16 protein-coding genes are annotated in these 16,586 nt (G+C 72.6%); 14 read left to right on the top strand and 2 right to left on the bottom strand.

The window, feature by feature from the left end:
- Positions 1-105: 105 nt before the first annotated feature.
- On the bottom strand, positions 106-1,593 hold the full coding sequence (locus ACE3Q2_RS10000; protein WP_374473904.1) for an AAA family ATPase: 1,488 nt from the start codon (positions 1,591-1,593) through the stop codon (positions 106-108).
- A 122-nt stretch (positions 1,594-1,715) separates the two neighbouring features.
- Between ACE3Q2_RS10000 and ACE3Q2_RS10005 the strand changes: the two genes are divergently transcribed.
- From ACE3Q2_RS10005 to ACE3Q2_RS10045, 9 genes are all read left to right on the top strand, one after another.
- Entirely contained in the window at positions 1,716-2,348 is a 633-nt protein-coding gene (locus ACE3Q2_RS10005; protein WP_374473905.1) for a P-loop NTPase, read from the top strand.
- Between the two features lie 16 nt (positions 2,349-2,364).
- Positions 2,365-2,841: a histidine phosphatase family protein gene (locus tag ACE3Q2_RS10010; protein WP_374473906.1), complete on the top strand. Its 477-nt coding sequence runs from the start codon at positions 2,365-2,367 to the stop codon at positions 2,839-2,841.
- Between the two features lie 4 nt (positions 2,842-2,845).
- Positions 2,846-3,430 (top strand): YceI family protein, encoded by a 585-nt coding sequence (locus ACE3Q2_RS10015; RefSeq protein WP_374473907.1) that lies wholly within the window; start codon positions 2,846-2,848, stop codon positions 3,428-3,430.
- The gene (locus ACE3Q2_RS10020; RefSeq protein WP_374473908.1) at positions 3,427-5,268 is read left to right on the top strand and encodes a phosphatidylserine/phosphatidylglycerophosphate/cardiolipin synthase family protein; all 1,842 of its coding nucleotides are present in this window, start codon (positions 3,427-3,429) and stop codon (positions 5,266-5,268) included. The genes ACE3Q2_RS10015 and ACE3Q2_RS10020 overlap by 4 nt, the downstream gene beginning before the upstream one ends.
- An 83-nt stretch (positions 5,269-5,351) precedes the next feature.
- Positions 5,352-5,960 (top strand): YkvA family protein, encoded by a 609-nt coding sequence (locus ACE3Q2_RS10025; RefSeq protein ID WP_231698596.1) that lies wholly within the window; start codon positions 5,352-5,354, stop codon positions 5,958-5,960.
- 16 nt (positions 5,961-5,976) lie between these two features.
- Positions 5,977-6,405 carry a hotdog fold thioesterase gene (locus ACE3Q2_RS10030; RefSeq protein ID WP_374473909.1) on the top strand — a complete coding sequence of 143 codons (429 nt, stop codon included), beginning with the start codon at positions 5,977-5,979 and terminating at the stop codon, positions 6,403-6,405.
- A gap of 57 nt (positions 6,406-6,462) precedes the next feature.
- Complete coding sequence (locus ACE3Q2_RS10035) at positions 6,463-7,254, top strand: lysophospholipid acyltransferase family protein (RefSeq protein ID WP_374473910.1); 792 nt, start codon at positions 6,463-6,465, stop codon at positions 7,252-7,254.
- A gap of 8 nt (positions 7,255-7,262) precedes the next feature.
- Positions 7,263-8,291, top strand: a complete 1,029-nt coding sequence (locus tag ACE3Q2_RS10040; RefSeq protein ID WP_231698594.1) for an alpha/beta fold hydrolase — start codon at positions 7,263-7,265, stop codon at positions 8,289-8,291.
- 8 nt (positions 8,292-8,299) lie between these two features.
- Positions 8,300-10,318: a tetratricopeptide repeat protein gene (locus ACE3Q2_RS10045; RefSeq protein WP_374473911.1), complete on the top strand. Its 2,019-nt coding sequence runs from the start codon at positions 8,300-8,302 to the stop codon at positions 10,316-10,318.
- A 19-nt stretch (positions 10,319-10,337) separates the two neighbouring features.
- Here the strand turns inward: ACE3Q2_RS10045 and ACE3Q2_RS10050 are convergent, their stop codons facing one another.
- Complete coding sequence (locus ACE3Q2_RS10050; protein ID WP_374473939.1) at positions 10,338-11,132, bottom strand: undecaprenyl-diphosphate phosphatase; 795 nt, start codon at positions 11,130-11,132, stop codon at positions 10,338-10,340.
- Positions 11,133-11,423: 291 nt separating this feature from the next.
- On the opposite strand from ACE3Q2_RS10050, the gene glnA reads away from it, so the two are divergent.
- The 5 genes from glnA to ACE3Q2_RS10075 all read left to right on the top strand — a co-directional run bounded on the left by glnA (position 11,424) and on the right by ACE3Q2_RS10075 (position 16,586).
- A complete protein-coding gene (glnA, locus tag ACE3Q2_RS10055; RefSeq protein WP_231698591.1) occupies positions 11,424-12,833 on the top strand; it encodes a type I glutamate--ammonia ligase in 1,410 nt (469 codons plus the stop codon).
- A 70-nt stretch (positions 12,834-12,903) separates the two neighbouring features.
- On the top strand, positions 12,904-13,359 hold the full coding sequence (locus ACE3Q2_RS10060) for a GNAT family N-acetyltransferase (protein WP_374473912.1): 456 nt from the start codon (positions 12,904-12,906) through the stop codon (positions 13,357-13,359).
- A gap of 59 nt (positions 13,360-13,418) precedes the next feature.
- On the top strand, positions 13,419-14,843 hold the full coding sequence (locus ACE3Q2_RS10065; protein ID WP_374473913.1) for a sigma-54-dependent transcriptional regulator: 1,425 nt from the start codon (positions 13,419-13,421) through the stop codon (positions 14,841-14,843).
- Positions 14,840-16,219, top strand: a complete 1,380-nt coding sequence (locus tag ACE3Q2_RS10070) for an ATP-binding protein (protein ID WP_374473914.1) — start codon at positions 14,840-14,842, stop codon at positions 16,217-16,219. The genes ACE3Q2_RS10065 and ACE3Q2_RS10070 overlap by 4 nt, the downstream gene beginning before the upstream one ends.
- Before the next feature lie 145 nt (positions 16,220-16,364).
- The gene (locus tag ACE3Q2_RS10075; protein WP_374473915.1) at positions 16,365-16,586 is read left to right on the top strand and encodes a hypothetical protein; all 222 of its coding nucleotides are present in this window, start codon (positions 16,365-16,367) and stop codon (positions 16,584-16,586) included.

The raw sequence follows: 16,586 nt of genomic DNA on the forward strand, positions 1-16,586 counted from the left end.
TCTCACCCCAAACCCTAGGGCAAAACCCAGACACAAGCGGCTTCAGCCGCGAAGCCCTTCGCGAAAAGCTTCGCGGCTGAAGCCGCTCCTACAAAGGCGGCGGGCTCAGTCCGCGGGCACGGTGCGGCCGCGGGCCCAGTCGCGCAGGGCCTGCACCTGTTCGGCCATCAGCACGCTCAATGGGCGGGTGTTGCGCAGTTCCTGCAGTACGCGCGCCTCGTCCACCGGCACGCAGTCGGCGTGGGCGGCGTAGAGCGCGCTGACGATGGCCTGCTCGATCTCGGCGCCGGAAAACCCCTCGGCGGCATCGGCCAGCGCGCTAAGCGAAAAGCCTTCCCAGGCCACCTCGCGCCGCGCCAGGTGCAGCCGGAAGATCTCGGCGCGGGCGCCGTGGTCGGGCAGGTCCACGAAGAAGATCTCGTCGAAGCGGCCCTTGCGCAGCAGCTCCGGCGGCAGGTCGTGCACGGCGTTGGCGGTGGCCACCAGGAACACCTTCGACTTGCGCTCGGCCATCCAGGTGAGGAAGTAACCCAGCACGCGCCGCGACACGCCGCCGTCCTCGCTGCTGCCGCTGGCCGCCAGGCCTTTTTCCAGTTCGTCGATCCACAGCACGCAGGGCGCCAGCTGCTCGGCCGAAGACAGCGCGTCGCGCAGGTTCTTCTCGGTTTCGCCGTGGTACTTGTTGTAGAGCGTGCCGAAGTCCAGCCGCACCAGCGGCACGTTGAAGCCGCCGGCCACGGCCTTGGCCGCCAGCGACTTGCCGCAGCCCTGCACGCCCAGCAGCAGCATGCCCTTGGGCGGGTCCAGGCCCGGCGGCAGCGCGTCGGCGGTGAAGGCGGCGCGGCGCTGGTTCACCCAGGCCTTCAGGCGCTCCAGGCCCGCCACCTCGGAAAAGCGCGCGGTGTCGTATTCGAAGTGCAGGTGGCCCGACTTGTTGAGCAGCTCGAACTTGAGCTTGGCCAGCTCGGGCAGGTCGCCCAGGTGCAGGGCGCCGTCGCTGAAGATCAGGTGCCGCGCCAGCCGCCGCGCCTCGGTGAGCGACAGCCCGCGCAGGTTGCGCACGATCACCTTCAGCGCCTCCTGGTCCACTTCGACGCGCTTGCCGCCGTGTTCGCGCATGTACAGCGCGGCTTCGTCCTGCACCAGCTTCAGCAGCGCGCGCTCGTCCGGCAGGCGCAGGCTGAAGCGCACGGCGTGGTGTTCCAGGTCGGGCGGCAGTTCGATCTTCGCGCCCACCAGCACCAGGGTGTGGGCCTTGCTGCCGCGGCGCTCGAGCGTCTCGCGCAGCAGGCGCTGGGTGGTGGCGTAGCCCAGGTAGGGGTGGAAGTCGAGCAGCAGGCAGATGCTGCGCTGGTCGAGTTCGCGGATGGTGCGCAGGGTGGTGGTGGCGTCGGGCGGCGAGAGCGGCGCGTCCTCGCCGTCGAGGTCCACGCGGCGCAGGCCCTCGGTGATGGACCAGCGGTACAGCGGCCGCCACACGTTCATCAGCAGGTGCCGGAACAGGTCGACCACCCGCGCCTCGTCGGGCGTCTCGATCACGACCAGCGCGGTGTTGGCCCGCACCAGCGACGTCAGGTCCTGCAGCTCGCCCATCGAAACTCCCCTGTACCGGATCCCGATGATACCGGAGCCCCGCGGGCCGCCCCCGGGCCCGCCTTCCTCGCCCGCGCCGGGCGGGGTAGAGTGAAGCCTCGTCCCGGCAGCGGAGGCACGGCATGCGCACGATCCTGGTCGCGAGCTCGAAGGGAGGCGCCGGCAAGTCCACGGTGGCCACCAACCTGGCCGCGCACTTCGCGGTGGAAGGCAAGGCCACGGCCATCCTCGACGCCGACAAGCAGAAGTCGTCCACGCACTGGTGCGAAAAGCGCGCCCACCTCGACACCGCCGTGCTGCCGCTCGACGGCTGCAGGCGCAACTGGGACAAGCAGCTGCCCGAGGGCATCCAGCGCCTGGTGGTCGACGCGCCCGCCGGCGCCATGGCCGACGACCTGCAGGCCTTCCTGGACATGGCCGACGCCGTGGTCGTGCCGGTGCTGCCCTCGGCCATCGACCTCGAGGCCACGGTGCCCTTCCTCAACAGCCTGGTCACCCACCCCCGGGTGAAGAAGGGCAAGCTGCCGGTGGGCATCGTCGGCAACCGCCTCAAGCCCTGGACCGGCGCCTCCCAGCAGGCCGTCGCCCAGCTCAAGGGCTGGCCCTACCCGCTGGTGGCCGAATTGCGCGACACCCAGGCCTACGTGCTGCTCTGCGGCCTGGGCAAGAGCATCTTCGACTACCACTCCGAACAGGTGCGCAGCCACCAGGAAGACTGGGCGCCCCTGCTCCGCTGGCTCAAGAAATCCCTCTGACGCGACAAGGAAGGTCATGCGCGAACTGATCCTGCTCCGCCACGCCCACGCCGAACCGCCCGCGCCGGGCCTGGACGACTTGGACCGCCCGCTGTCCCTTCAGGGCCAGGCCGAGGCCGAGGCCGCCGGCCGCTGGCTCCGCGACCACGGTTACCTGCCCGACCGCGTGCTGTGCTCCCCGGCCCGCCGCACCCGCGAAACCTGCGAAACCGTCATGGCCGCGCTCGGCTACGTCGAGTGCAAGCAGGAGCCGCGCATCTACGACGCCACGCCCGGCCGGCTCATCCAGGTGGCCGACGAACACCGCGACCTGGCCCGCGTGCTGATGGTCGGCCACAACCCCGGCTTCGAACAGCTGGCGGCCCTGCTCAGCTCGGGCCAGTCCGGCGACTTCCGCGGCATGCCCGCGGGCGGCGTGGCGGTGCTGACGATGCCGGCCGACGCCGCGCTCGAGCCCGGCATCGCCCGGCTCACCGCCTTCTGGTGGCCCTGACCGGATGAAGGCCGCGCGGGCCGGCATCGGGCTGGCCCTGCTGGCCGGTGGGCTGCTGGGGCCGCCGGCCGCCGCCGCGGTGGACACGGCGCCCGAGATCGACCCGCGCGCCTCGCGCGCCGCCATCACCGTCGACCTGCGCGTCGGCGGCCGCGTGCAGGGCCGCTTCCAGGACTTCGACGGGCAGCTGCTGCGCCATCCCGACGGCCAGCTGCAGGTGCAGGTGCGCCTGGACGCCAGCCGGCTCGTGCTCGAGGGCCCGGGCTGGATGGACCGCTCGATGCGCTCGGAAAAGTTCCTCGACGTGGCCCGCCACCCGGTCATCCGCTTCCGCTCCGAGCCCTTCGCGCCCGGGCTGTCGCGCGAGGGTGGCTGGATGGCCGGCGAACTCGAGCTGCGCGGCGTGTCCCGCCCGGTGCGTTTCCAGGTGGCCCCGGCCGCCTGCGAGGCCCCGGGACTGGACTGCGACATCCATGTTTCCGGCGTGGTCAGCCGGCGCGAATTCGGAATGGTGGCTTACCGGGTGTGGCTGCAGGACGGCGTGGGCTTCGACTTCCGGGTGCGTCTGCGGCAGTCTGGGCGCCCATGACCCCCCGCCTGCTCCTGTTCCCCCTGCTGCTGGCGCTGTTGGCCGGCTGCACCAGCCTGCCCAAGGCCGAGATGCGCGCCGCGGCCGGTTACGCCGAGGCCGGCCGCGCCGCCGCCCCGTCCTGCGAAGGTTCGGCCGAACCGGCCTGCCAGGCCATCGCCTCGCCCCTGCTCGAGCTGGGCGACCAGGCCCTGGCCGCCTCCACCCCGGAGGCGCCGCGCCATTTCGCCACCCTGCTCGACCGCGGCCAGGACGCGCTGATCGCCCGCGTGCACCTGATCCGCGCCGCCCGTCGCAGCATCGAGCTGCAGAGCTTCATCTTCGACACCGACGACACCGGCGCCCTGGTGCTGGAGGAGCTGCTGGCGGCGGCCCGCCGCGGCGTGAAGGTGCGGGTGCTGCTCGACCAGCTCTACGGCCTGCCCGACCCGAACCTGCAGGCGGCGCTCGCCGGCGCGCACCCGAACTTCGAGCTGCGCCTGTACAACCCCACCTTCAACGAGGCCCGCACCCAGTCGCTGCAGTACGCGGCCGGCATCCTGTGCTGCTTCCGCAAGTTCAACCGGCGCATGCACACCAAGCTGCTGCTGGTGGACGGCACGGTCGGCATCACCGGCGGGCGCAACATCCAGGACCGCTATTTCGACTGGGGCGCGGGCTACAACTACCGCGACCGCGACATCCTGGTGGCCGGGCCGGTCGCGCAGGCGATGGCCGCCAACTTCGAGGCCTTCTGGACCTTCGAGCGCAGCCGCCCCGCGGACACGCTCAAGGACGTGGCCCGGCGCCTGGTGCGCGCCGGCGGCGTGCCCGCGCACCGCCTGCTCGACCCGGCGCGCGAGCGCCCGCCCCGGGTGCAGGCCATGGCGGCCATCGCCGCCGACGGCGCCGCCGTGTACGAGCGCCTGGCGCCGCTGACCCTGCCGGTGGGGCCCGTGGACTTCTTCGCCGACCTGCCGGAAAAGCACACCGGCGAATCCACCGCGCACGAGGACGCCTCGCGCGCCATGCGCGAGCTGGTGGCCTCGGCCGAACGCGAGCTGGTGCTGCAGACGCCCTACCTGGTGCTGTCGCGGCCGGCGCGCCAGCTTTTCCGCGAGCTGCACCAGCGCCAGGACGCGCCGGTGATCGAGGTCTCCACCAATTCGCTCGCGGCCACCGACGCCTTCCCCGTGTATGCGATGAGCCACAAGTACAAGCGCATGTACCTGCGCGAGATGGGCTTCCGCATCCACGAGTACAAGCCTTACCCCACCGACGCGCCGATCGACGTGGCCGCCACCGGCGCCCTGGGCCCCGAGCGCGCCACGCTGCCCATCTTCGGCTCCGGCTCGTCCGGTTCGGCCTCGGGGCCGGTGCCGCTCAAGCGCGCGGGCATCCGGGTGGGCCTGCACGCCAAGTCCATGGTGCTCGACGACCGCGTCGGCGTGGTGGGCAGCCACAACTTCGACCCGCGCTCGGACAACCTCAACACCGAATCGATGGTGGTGGTCCGCGACCGCCAGTTCGCCGTCGCCCTGCGCGCCAGCATCCAGCGCGACATGGCGCCGGAAAACGCCTGGATGGTGGCGCGGCGGGAGAAGCCGCCGCTGTTCTCGGGCCTGAACTACAGCCTGGGCAAGGTGTCCGAGAAGCTGCCGATCTTCGACCTCTGGCCCTTCCCCTATGCCAGCAGCTTCGAGCTCAAGCCCGGCTGCAACCCGACGGCGCCGCCGGACCCGGCGTTCTACCGCTGCTACGAGGACGTGGGCGCCTTCCCCGAGGTGGACCTGCCGTCGAAGTCGATCTATACCCGCATCCTGACCGCCTTTGGTGCCGGGCTGGTGCCCATCCTCTGAGCCCGGCCCCCCGCTTCGATTGACGGGGAATGCGCCCCGGCCTAGGCTGCTCGTTCTCGTTACCGACCGCCGGAACCGCCCGCATGCCCCTTTCGCTCAGCTTCGAACTCTCCGACCGCGACCTCGCCCACTTCACCCAGGCCATGGAGTCGGCGCGCGCCGCCGCGGGCAACAAGAGCGCCGAGGAAATCATGTCGGCCGCCTCCGTCCTGCTCCAGGGCGCCGACCAGATCGAGCTGCCGGACTTCATCGCCGAGCGCCTCGACCGCCTCGACGCCATGATCGCCATGCTGCGCGACGACGGCTGGCACCTGCCGGAAGAAGACAAGCAGCGCGTGCTGTCGGCCCTGGTCTACTTCGCCGACCCGAAGGACGTCATCCCGGACAACGTGCCGGTGCTGGGCTACTTCGACGACGCCATCGCCATCGAAATGTGCGTCAAGGACCTCAAGCACGAGCTCGACGCCTACGACGAGTTCTGCGAATTCCGCCAGGGCGAGGCCGAGCGCCGCGGCCTGGACCCGGCCAAGGTCGGCCGCGCCGACTGGCTGGAAGCCCGCCGCGACGAGCTGGTCGACCGCATGCACCGCCGCCGCAACCGCCAGACCGGCAGCGGCTACGGCGACAGCTCGGGCTACCAGCGCCGTGGTTACACCACCGCCTACCGCCCGGGCATGATGCGCGTCCGCTGAGGCGGCGCACCGCCCGATGACCGACCCGTTCAAGCACCGGCCCGGGCTGGAGCAGCTCAACGCCATGCTGGCCGGCACCGCGCCGGGCACGCTGGGCATCCGCATCACCGAGCACGGCCCGGACTTCCTCCGGGCCACCATGCCCGTGGACGAGCGCACCAGGCAGCCCTTCGGCCTGCTGCACGGCGGTTCCTCGGTGCTGCTGGCCGAAACCCTGGCCAGCTTCGGCGGCTACCTCTGCCTCGACCCGGCGTCCGGGCAGCAGACCGCCGGCCTCGAGATCAACGCCAACCACCTGCGCGCCGTCACCGAGGGCGTGGTCACCGGCACGGCGCGGCCCATCCACCTCGGCCGCACCACCCAGGTCTGGGAAATCCGCATCGAGGACGAGCGCGGCCGGCTGGTGTGCATTTCGCGCATGACCGGGGCCGTGGTGGGCCGCTGAGCCAGCGTACCCCGGCGTCGGGTGTTTCCCGCCGCGCGCTGCGGCACAATTGGGCCAATGTCGAATCCCACTGAAGCGGCGCGCCCGTCGCGCGACTGGCGCCGCCCGTTGCGCTACCTCTGGCGTCTGCCGTTCCTGGCGCTGCACCTGTGCCTGGGGCTGCCGCTCACGCTGCTGCTGATCAACCCGCTGAGCGCGCGCATCGAGCTGCGCGGCGAGCGGCTCGACCACCGCATGGTGCGCTGGTGGTCGGGCACCCTGATGCGCATCTTCGGCTTCCGCGTGCGCCGCTACGGCACGCCGCTGCCGGGAGCGGCGCTGTTCGTGGCCAACCACGTCAGCTGGATCGACATCGAGCTGATGCACAGCCAGCGCATGATGGGCTTCGTGGCCAAGGCCGAGATCGCCCGCTGGCCGCTGGTGGGCTGGGTGGCCAGCCGCGGCGGCACCATCTACCACCACCGCGGCAGCAACGACTCGCTGCACGGCGTGATGCACCAGATGGTGCAGCGGCTGGAGGCGGGGCAGGCGGTGGGCGTGTTCCCCGAGGGGCGCACCACGCGCGGCGACGCCATCGCCGTGTTCCACGCGCGCATCTTCCAGCCGGCCGTGGTGGCCGGCGTGCCGGCCCAGCCGGTGGCGTTGAAGTACGGCGCGCGCGGCGACGCCCAGACCATCGTCGCCTTCGGCGAGAAGGAAAGCTTCTTCGCCAACTTCGTGCGCCTGCTGGGCGAACCCTCGCGCCCGGCCGAAGTGCATTTCCTCGAGCCCGTGGCGGCCAGCGAAGACGGCCGCCGGCGCATGGCCGACACCTGCCGCGAGCGCATCATCGCGGCCATGGCGGGCTGAGGCCCGGCATGGCCCACCCGGCGAACTACCGCCCGCCGCGCTGGCTGCGCAACGCGCACCTGCAGTCGGTGCTCAGCTCGATGCCGCTGCGCCGCGCCGCCGGCGAGCGCGCGCTGCGGCGCCTGGGCGCGGTGACCACCGAACACGTCATCGCCGTCGAGGACGGCGTGCGCCTGCAGGGGTTCCACAGCGCCGTGCCCGGCGTCGCGCCGCGCGGCCTGGCCCTGCTGCTGCACGGCTGGGAAGGCAGCGCCGACTCGGGCTACATGCAGCACACCGCGGCCACGCTGCTGGCGCGCGGCTTCGAGGTGTTCCGGCTCAATTTCCGCGACCACGGTAACACCCACCACCTCAACGAAGACCTGTTCCACTCCTGCCGCCTGGCCGAAGTGGTGCAGGCCGCGGCCGAGGTGGCGCGCCGCTTCCCGGCGCGGCCGATGGTGGCGGCCGGCTTCTCGCTGGGCGGCAACTTCGCGCTGCGGCTGGCGCTGGCGGCGCCAGCGGCCGGCGTGCCGCTGGTGCACGCGGCGGCGGTGTGCCCGGCGATCGACCCGGCGGCGGTGCTGCGCGCGCTCGAGCAGGGGCTGCCGCTCTACCACTGGTACTTCATGCGCAAGTGGCGGCGTTCGCTGCAGCGCAAGCGCGCGCTGTTCCCGCACCGCCACGACTTCGACGATTCGGTGCTGGCGCTGGACATGCGCGGCCTGACCGGCTGGATGGTCCGCCGCCACACCACGATGGCCGGCATCGAGGACTACTTCGAAGGTTACGCCGTGGCCGGCGGCCGCCTGGCCGGGCTGCAGGTGCCGGTGAGCGTGCTGGCGGCGGCCGACGACCCGGTGATCCCGGTGGAAGGTTTCCCGGCGCTGCAGCTGCCGGCCCATTCGCGGCTGGAAATCGCCGACTTCGGCGGCCACTGCGGCTTCCTCGAGGGCGCCCACCTGGGCGGCTTTTCCGAGCGCTGGGTGGCCGACCGGCTCGAGGCCGCGGCCGGAGCCGCCGGGACGGCTACAATGGCCGTTTCCGCGCCTGCCTGAAGACTCCCATGCTTGCTGACATCACCGAGGCCCTGCGCCGGGGCGACGCCGCCGCCGCGCTCGCCGCCGCCCGCGCCACCGTCGCCGCCGAACCCGAGAACGCCGCCGCCCACCACCTGCTGGGCGTCTGCCTGCAGCGCACCGGCGACGCCGCCGGCGCCCGCCAGGCCTTCAACCGCGCGCTGGAAATGGCGCCCGACGTGGCCGCCCACCACTTCAGCCTGGCCACGCTGGCGCTGTCCGAGGGCGACGCCAAGGCGGCCGTCCAGGGCCTGCAGCAGGCCCTGGTGCTCGACCCGAACCAGCTCGGCGCCTACGTGATGCTGGCGCACCTGGCCCTGGGCCGCGGTGACCAGGCCGAGGCCGAGCGCAACCTGCGCCTGGCCCAGCGCGTGAGCGCCGAACACCCGCAGGTGCGCGTGCTCGAGGGTTACCTGGCCCAGGCCAGGGGCGACGGCGAACGCGCCCTGAAGTGCTTCACCCTGGCCGTCGAGGCCGACCCGAACCTGGCCGCCGCCCACCTGGCGCTGGGCCAGGCCTTCCTGGCCCGCCGCATGTGGCCTTTCGCCGAGCAGGCGCTGTCGAACGCGCTGCGACTGGATCCATCGCGCGCGCCGGCCACGCTGCGCGCGCTGGTCGAGGCCCGCCGCCGCCAGGGCAAGGCCCGGGAAACCCTGGAAACGCTCGGCGAGCTCATCGCCCTGGTGCCGGGCGACCCGGTGGCGCGCGTGCTGCGCGCCGAGGTGCTGCTGGAGATGGGCCGCGGCGAGGAAGCCGCGACCGACCTGGAAGCCGTGCTCGACGCCCACCCCACCCACGCCCCGGTGCTGGGCCAGGCCGTGGCGCTGCTGCATCGCCTCGGCCGCCCCGAGGAGGCGCTCGCGCGCGCCGAGGCCGCGCTGGCCAGGGCCCCGGACCAGGACGAGCTCTGGAAGGTGCGCCTGAACGTCTCGGGCATGCTGGGCGAAGACGCCAAGGACATCCTGGACCGTTGGCAGGACGCCCTGCCGGACTCGACCGCCTGCCTCGAGATGCTCACCGCCTTCCACGACACCCGCGGCGAAGACGCCCTGGCCGAGACCTACGCCGACCGCGCGCTGGCGATCAACCCGGACCTGTACGCGGCCAACCTGTACAAGCTGCGCAGCGAATTCCCGCAGGACCCGGCGCTGGCCCTGGCTCGCGTCAGCCGCCTGCTGCCGATGGCCAGCGACGCCCTCGCCCAGCGCACCCTGCTGGGCTGGCGCGGCCTGGCGCTCGACGCGCTCGGCCGCCACGCCGACGCCGCCGGCAGCTGGCGCGAGATGATCCGCCGCCCGGCCACCGGCCAGGTGCCGCCGCCGCCGGCGATCCCGGCCTCGGAAGCGCCGGCCGGCCGCATCGACGCCACCCTGCTGTGGTCGCCGCCGGGCGTGCGCGCCGAGTTCGTGCTGCGCCTGGCCAAGGCCCAGCTGGGCCAGCGCCTGCGCCTGGACCGCATCGGCAACATTGCCGCCGGCGACGGTTTCGGCGCGCTGCGCTTCGCGCCCGGCCACCCGGAGGCGGGCAGCGCCGCGCGCTGGGAAGAGTCGCTGCGCGCCGCGGGCCTGGAGCCGGCCGGCGCCGTCGACTGGCTGCCGCACGTGGACGGCTACACCTTCGCCGCGCTCGGCGGCGCCCGCGTGCTGGCCCTGCTGACCGACCCGCGCGACGCCCTGCTCAACTGGATGCTGCACGGAAGCCTGCAGAACTACCTGTTCCTGCATGAAGTCGGGCATTCGGCCGAGTGGCTGGCCTCGGTGCTCGAGGCCCTGGCCGACGAAGCCGAGGCCTCGGGCCGCATCGAGCTGGTGCGCCTGGACGCCGACGCCGGCGAGGCCGCGCAGCGCATCGAGCAGGCCCTGGGCCTGGGCGAACCGCTGCCCGGCGTGATGGGCCGCGGCACCCGTTTCCCCACCGGCCACTGGCGCAACTACCGCGAAGCCTTCGCGGAAGAGTTCGCGCGCCTGGCCCCGGTGGCCGCGCGCCTGGGTTACCCGGCCGACTGAGCCGCCGCGCCGGCGGGCCTCAGCCGCCCGCCGGCAGCCCCAGCAGCAGCGCCACGCCCAGGCCGATGCGGTACCAGGCGAAGGGCGTGAAGCGGTGCGTGGCGATGTAGCCCAGCAGCCAGCGCACGGTGGCGAAGCCCGTGGCCGTGGCGGCCGCGAAGGCCACCGCCAGGCCCAGCCAGTCCTCGTTGCCCGCGGTGCCCTCGAGCACCGTCTCCAGCAGCGCGTAACCGCTGGCGGCGAACATGGTGGGAATGCCCACCAGGAACACGAATTCGGCCGCCGCCGGCTTGCGGTTCAGGCCCAGCAGCAGGGCGATGAAGATGGCCGCCGCTGAGCGCGAGGTGCCGGGGAACACGCCCGCCAGCACCTGCGCCAGGCCCACGGCCACCGCGATCTTCCAGGTCACCTGGTCGCTGGGCGGGCCGCGTTCGCCCAGGCGTTCGGCCACCAGCATCCAGACGCCGCCGATCACCAGCGCCCAGGCCACCGGCGTCACCGTTTCCGGCAGCTCCCAGCCCAGCAGGCGCACCGGCAGGCCCACCACGGCGGTGACGCCGAAGGCCAGGGCGATCTTGAGCAGGTAGTCGCGCTGCGCCTTCACCCCCAGGCCCGTGGCCAGCTGCCAGAGCCGCTCGCGGTAGACCAGGGTGATGGCCAGGATGGCGCCGGCCTGCACGGTGATGTTGAACAGGTCGGAGCGCGCGCCCAGCCAGTGCTGGGCAATCAGCAGGTGGCCGGTGCTGGAGATCGGCAGGAACTCGGTCAGGCCCTCGAGGATGCCAAGCAGCAGGGCGGTCAGCAGGTCGGTCAGGGTGTGCGGGGGGGGGTTTTGTGGGCGGCAATATTCCCGGCGCCGGCTTAACACGGTGTTGGTGCGGCTTGTGCGGGGACCCGTGCTGGCCAGGAGCGGTCGCGGCTGAAGCCGCTCCTACAGGGATTGCGCCAAACTGGTGCGAAGTGGTCAAAGCGAAGCACCATGCTGGTGCCGCTCTCGCCGCGCCGATACAAAAATATCAGTGTAATCAATGACTTCAGAATCCACCTGGCTTGGCACGGCGCTTGCAACCCCATGCGCACGTCCCTCCTTCCAGGAATGTTCCCCATGCCCTACAGCCACATCGAAAAACTCATCAAGGACAACGCGGTCGAGTTCGTGGACCTGCGCTTCGCCGACGTGCGCGGCGTGCAGCACCACGTGAGCTTCCCGGTCTCGATCGTCGAGCCGGCGCTGTTCGAGGACGGCAAGATGTTCGACGGCAGCTCGATCGCCGGCTGGAAGGGCATCAACGAGTCCGACATGGTGCTGCTGCCGGACCCGGACACCGCGGTGATGGACCCGTTCACCGCCGACCCCACCCTGATCCTCACCTGCGACGTGCTCGACCCGGCCACCATGCAGGGCTACTCGCGCTGCCCGCGCGGCATCGCCAAGCGCGCCGAGGCCTTCCTCAAGGCCAGCGGCATCGCCGAGCAGGCCTTCTTCGGCCCCGAGCCCGAGTTCTTCATCTTCGACTCCGTGCGCTGGGCCAACGAGCAGGGCAACACCTTCTTCGAGGTTGATTCCGAGGAAGCGCACTGGAACAGCAAGAAGAAGTACGAGGGCGGCAACTCCGGCTACCGCCCGGGCCTGAAGGGCGGCTACTTCCCGGTGGCGCCGACCGACCAGCTGCACGACATCCGCGCCGAGATGTGCAAGTTGCTCATGGCCGCCGGCCAGGAAGTGGAAGTGCACCACCACGAGGTGGCCAACGCCGGCCAGTGCGAGATCGGCACCAAGTTCAATTCGCTGGTGAAGAAGGCCGACGAGCTGTTCATGCTCAAGTACATCGTCAAGAACGTCGCCCACCGCAACGGCAAGACCGCCACCTTCATGCCCAAGCCGCTGGTCGGCGACAACGGCAGCGGCATGCACGTGCACCAGTCGCTGGCCAAGGGCGGCGTGAACCTGTTCACCGGCGACGGCTACGGCGGCCTGTCGCAGCTGGCGCTGTGGTACATCGGCGGCATCTTCAAGCACGCGCGCGCCATCAACGCCTTCACCAATTCGGGCACCAACAGCTACAAGCGCCTGGTGCCGGGCTTCGAGGCGCCGGTGATGCTGGCCTACTCGGCCTCCAACCGCTCGGCCTCGTGCCGCATCCCGTACGTGGCCAACCCGAAGGCGCGCCGCATCGAGATGCGCTTCCCGGACCCGATCCAGTCGGGCTACCTCACCTTCACCGCGCTGATGATGGCCGGCCTGGACGGCATCCGTAACAAGATCGACCCGGGTGCGCCGAGCGACAAGGACCTGTACGACCTGCCGCCCGAGGAAGAGAAGAACATCCCGACCGTCTGCCACTCGCTCGACCAGGCGCTCGACGCGCTGGACAAGGACCGCGAGTTCCTCAAGGCCGGCGGCGTGATGACCGACGACTTCATCGACAGCTACATCGCGCTGAAGATGCAGGAAGTGACCAAGTTCCGCGCGGCCACGCACCCGCTGGAATACCAGATGTACTACGGCGTCTGAGCCTCCCCCACGAGCCTCGTCGGATGCCGGCGGCCCGGGGAAACCCGGGCCGCTTTTTTTGGAGCCCCGCATGCGCATCGAAGAAGACGACCTGACCCGCCCGGTGGTGCACGCCCTGCTCGCCGAACACCTGGCGCAGATGCGCGCGCAGTCGCCGGCCTGCAGCGTGCACGCGCTCGACCTCGGCGGCCTGCGCGCGCCCGGCGTGAGCTTCTGGTGCGCCTGGGACGGCGCGCAGTTGATGGGCTGTGGCGCGCTGAAGGCGCTGTCGCCGGTGCACGGCGAACTCAAGTCCATGCGCACCGCCGCCGCGCACCGCCGCAAGGGCGTGGCGCGGGCGATGCTGGCGCACCTGCTGGCGGTGGCGCGCGAACGCGGCTACGAGCGCGTCAGCCTCGAAACCGGCACGGCCGCCGGCTTCCTGCCGGCGATCGGCCTGTACGAATCCGCGGGCTTCGAACGCTGCGGGCCCTTCGCCGGGTACCGCGAGGATCCGCACAGCCTGTTCATGACGCGGCGCCTGTAGCCGCGGGCGCTGGGCGCCGGGCCGGGGCGCGGCTACCATCGTGGCCATGCCCCCGCGAGGTGACCGATGCCCCCGTACCCCGTGACCACGCCCGCCTTCGCCAGGCCCGCGCCCGCGGCAAGGTGCGCGGCGTGAGCGACGGCGCGCCGACCGGCCGCATCCTGCTGGTGGACGACGACCCGGCGCTGCTTGAGTCGCTGCGGCTGTTCCTGGAATCGGAAGGCCACCGCGTCCACGTCGCCGAAACCCTGGACGACGGCCTGCGCCTGGCCGCCACGCTGCCGCTGCAGGTGTGCCTGCTCGACCGCAACCTGGGCATGGACTCGGGCGTGGACGCGCTGCCGCGCCTGCTCGAGCTGGCGCCGCGCCTGCGGGTGGTGATGCTGACCGCGCATGGCCGCGTCGAGGACGCGATCGAGGCCATGGCGCGCGGCGCCTCCGATTACCTGGTCAAACCCTGCTCGCCGGCGCAGCTGCGCGTGGCGGTGGCGCGCCAGCTCGACACCGGCCGCCTGATCGACCGCATCGCCGCGCTGGAAAGCCAGCAGGACGCCGACCCGCCCGAGCTGGCCAGCGCCAACCCGGCCATGCAGGCGGTGCTCGCCATGGCGCGCCAGGTGGCGGCCACCGACGCCAACGTGCTGCTGCTGGGAGAAAGCGGCACCGGCAAGGGCGTGCTGGCGCGCGCCATCCACCGCTGGAGCCCGCGCGCGGCGGCGCCCATGGCCACCGTGCACTGCCCCTCGCTGTCGCCCGAGCTGCTGGAGAGCGAACTGTTCGGCCACGCCCGCGGCGCCTTCACCGGCGCTGCGCAGAGCACGCCGGGCCGCGTCGGCCACGCCGAGGGCGGCACCCTGCTGCTCGACGAGATCGGCGATTTCCCGCTGGCGCTGCAGCCCAAGCTGCTGCGCTTCATCGAGGACAAGGCCTACGAGCGCGTCGGCGACCCGGTAACGCGCCGCGCCGACGTGCGCCTGGTGGCCGCCACCAACCACGATCTCGCCGCGCAGGTGGCCGAGGGCCGCTTCCGCGGCGACCTGTACTACCGCCTCAACGTGGTGTCGCTGGCGCTGCCGCCGCTGCGCGAACGGCCCGAGGACATCGACGCGCTGGCCGAGGGTTTCCTGGCCCGGTTCGCGCGCCGCCACGGCCGGCCGGCGCGCCGCTTCGCGCCCGCCGCCGCCGCCGCGCTGCGCGCCTACGCCTGGCCCGGCAACGTGCGCGAGCTGCAGAACGTGGTCGAGCGCGCGGTCATCCTGTGCCCCGACGCGCAGGTAGGCACGGCCTGGCTGCAGCTGGGCGTTGCCGGCGCCGCGCCGTCGGCGCCGGCCGTCGCGCCCGGCGCCGCCGTCACGCTCGACGAACTCGAGCGCGCGCACATCGCCGCCGTGCTGGCGCAGGCGCCCACGCTGGAAGAAGCCGCGCGCACGCTCGGCATCGACGCCTCCACGCTCTGGCGCAAGCGCAAGGCCCTGGGCCTGTGAGCCTGCCCCGGCCCGGGCGCCGCGCGCTGTTCACCGGCCTGCTGGCGCTGGCCGTGGCGGCGCTGCTGGCCTCCTCGGTGCTGTCGCTGCGCACCACCGACCGGCTGGCGGTGTCGATCGCCAGCGTCAGCCAGACCCAGCGCGTGATCGAACAGATCAACCGGCTCTGGGGCCTGCTCGGCGACCGCGACAGCGAAGTGCTGCGCTACCTGCTGCTGGGCCGTGAGGAGCACCTGCAGGCCTTCCGCGACACCGTGCGGCGCATGGAGGCCGCGCGCAGCCAGCTGGCTGGCGAAACCCGCGGTGACCCGGTGCAGGCCGCTGCGCTGGCCGAGCTCGCGCGCCTGCACGAGGAGCGAATCGAGCGCGCCGAGCAGCTGATCGCGCTCAAGCAGCGCGCCCTGGCCGGCGACGGCGCGGCTGCCACGCAGCTCGACCGCGAATTCGATGGCAGCCCCGCCAGCGGCAACGCCGAGGCCATGCGCGCCGTGCTCGACGCCATGGTGCAGCACGAACGCGACCGCCTGGCGCGCCAGCGCGCGCAGCGCGAGCTCACCGTGCGCCACAACCGCCAGATCGTGCTGGCTGCGAACGGCCTGGCGCTGGTCGCCGGCCTCACCGCGCTGCTGGCCATCGGCCGCCTGCGCCGACGCGAGCGCGAGGCCGAGCGCGCCGCGTTCGAGGCGCAGCAGGCGCGGCGCATCGCCAGCGAGCGGCAGGCCAGCCTGGAGCTGGTGGCGCACGACCTGCGCGGCCACTTCGGCAACCTGCTGTTCGCCTCCGACCTGGTGCGCGACGCCGCCGCGCCCGAGGCACGCGCGCGCCTGGCGGCCTCGGTGCGCGGTTCTGCGGCGTCCGGCCTGCTGTTCCTGCAGGCGGTGCTGGAGCAGGCGGCGGGCGAGGCGCGCGGCGAAGCCGTGGGCGCGCTCGACCTGGGCGCCGAACTGCGCCGCGTGCTGGAGGAATTCGCCACGCCGGCGGCGGCGCGCGGCATCCGCTTCGCGCGCCGCGGCGACGAGGGGCTTCAGCTGCGCGGCCAGCCGCTGGCGCTGGCGCACGTGCTGCGCAACCTGGTGTCGAACGCGGTGAAGTTCGCGCCCGAGGGCGGCCTGGTGGAACTCGAGGCCGAAACCCTTCCCGACCGCGGCCGCCTGCGCGTGCTCGACCGCGGACCCGGCGTGCCCGAAGCCGAGCGGGGCGCGCTGTTCCAGCGCTACGTGCCGCTGTCGCCCACGCCGGGCGGCGCGGCGCCGGCCTCCACGGGCCTGGGCCTGGCGCTGGCGCGGCAGCATGCCCGCGCCCAGGGCGGCGAACTGCGCTACGAGCCGCGCGCCGGCGGCGGCGCCTGCTTCGTGCTGGAGTGGCCGCGGGCCTGAGGCATTGCAGCCTGCAATGCCAGGAATTGCGTTTCGCACGAATGGACGCGGGGGCCTCGCGCGAAACCGCGCCGGCAGTGGCTGCGCACCTTGGCATGGAGCTTGCGTGGCCTTCGGCGACGAGCCACGGACGACGCCCCCCGCCATGCCCATCGACGACCTTCGCCACGCGCACCTTCCCGAAAACGCCGACGCCCTGCCGGTGGAGGAAGCGGTGCGCGCGGCGCCTGCCTTGCCGGGCGCGCCCTTCGCCTGGGCCTTCGGCGGTCCGGTGGCGACGGCCGGCGGCGACGCGCCGGCCTGGCGCGAATTCCTCGCCCCGGGCGCCAGCGGCGACGACGCCTGGCTGGACTACCTGCGCCGCTGA

It is taken from the genome of Arenimonas sp. (assembly GCF_041913985.1).
GTDB lineage: Bacteria > Pseudomonadota > Gammaproteobacteria > Xanthomonadales > Xanthomonadaceae > Arenimonas.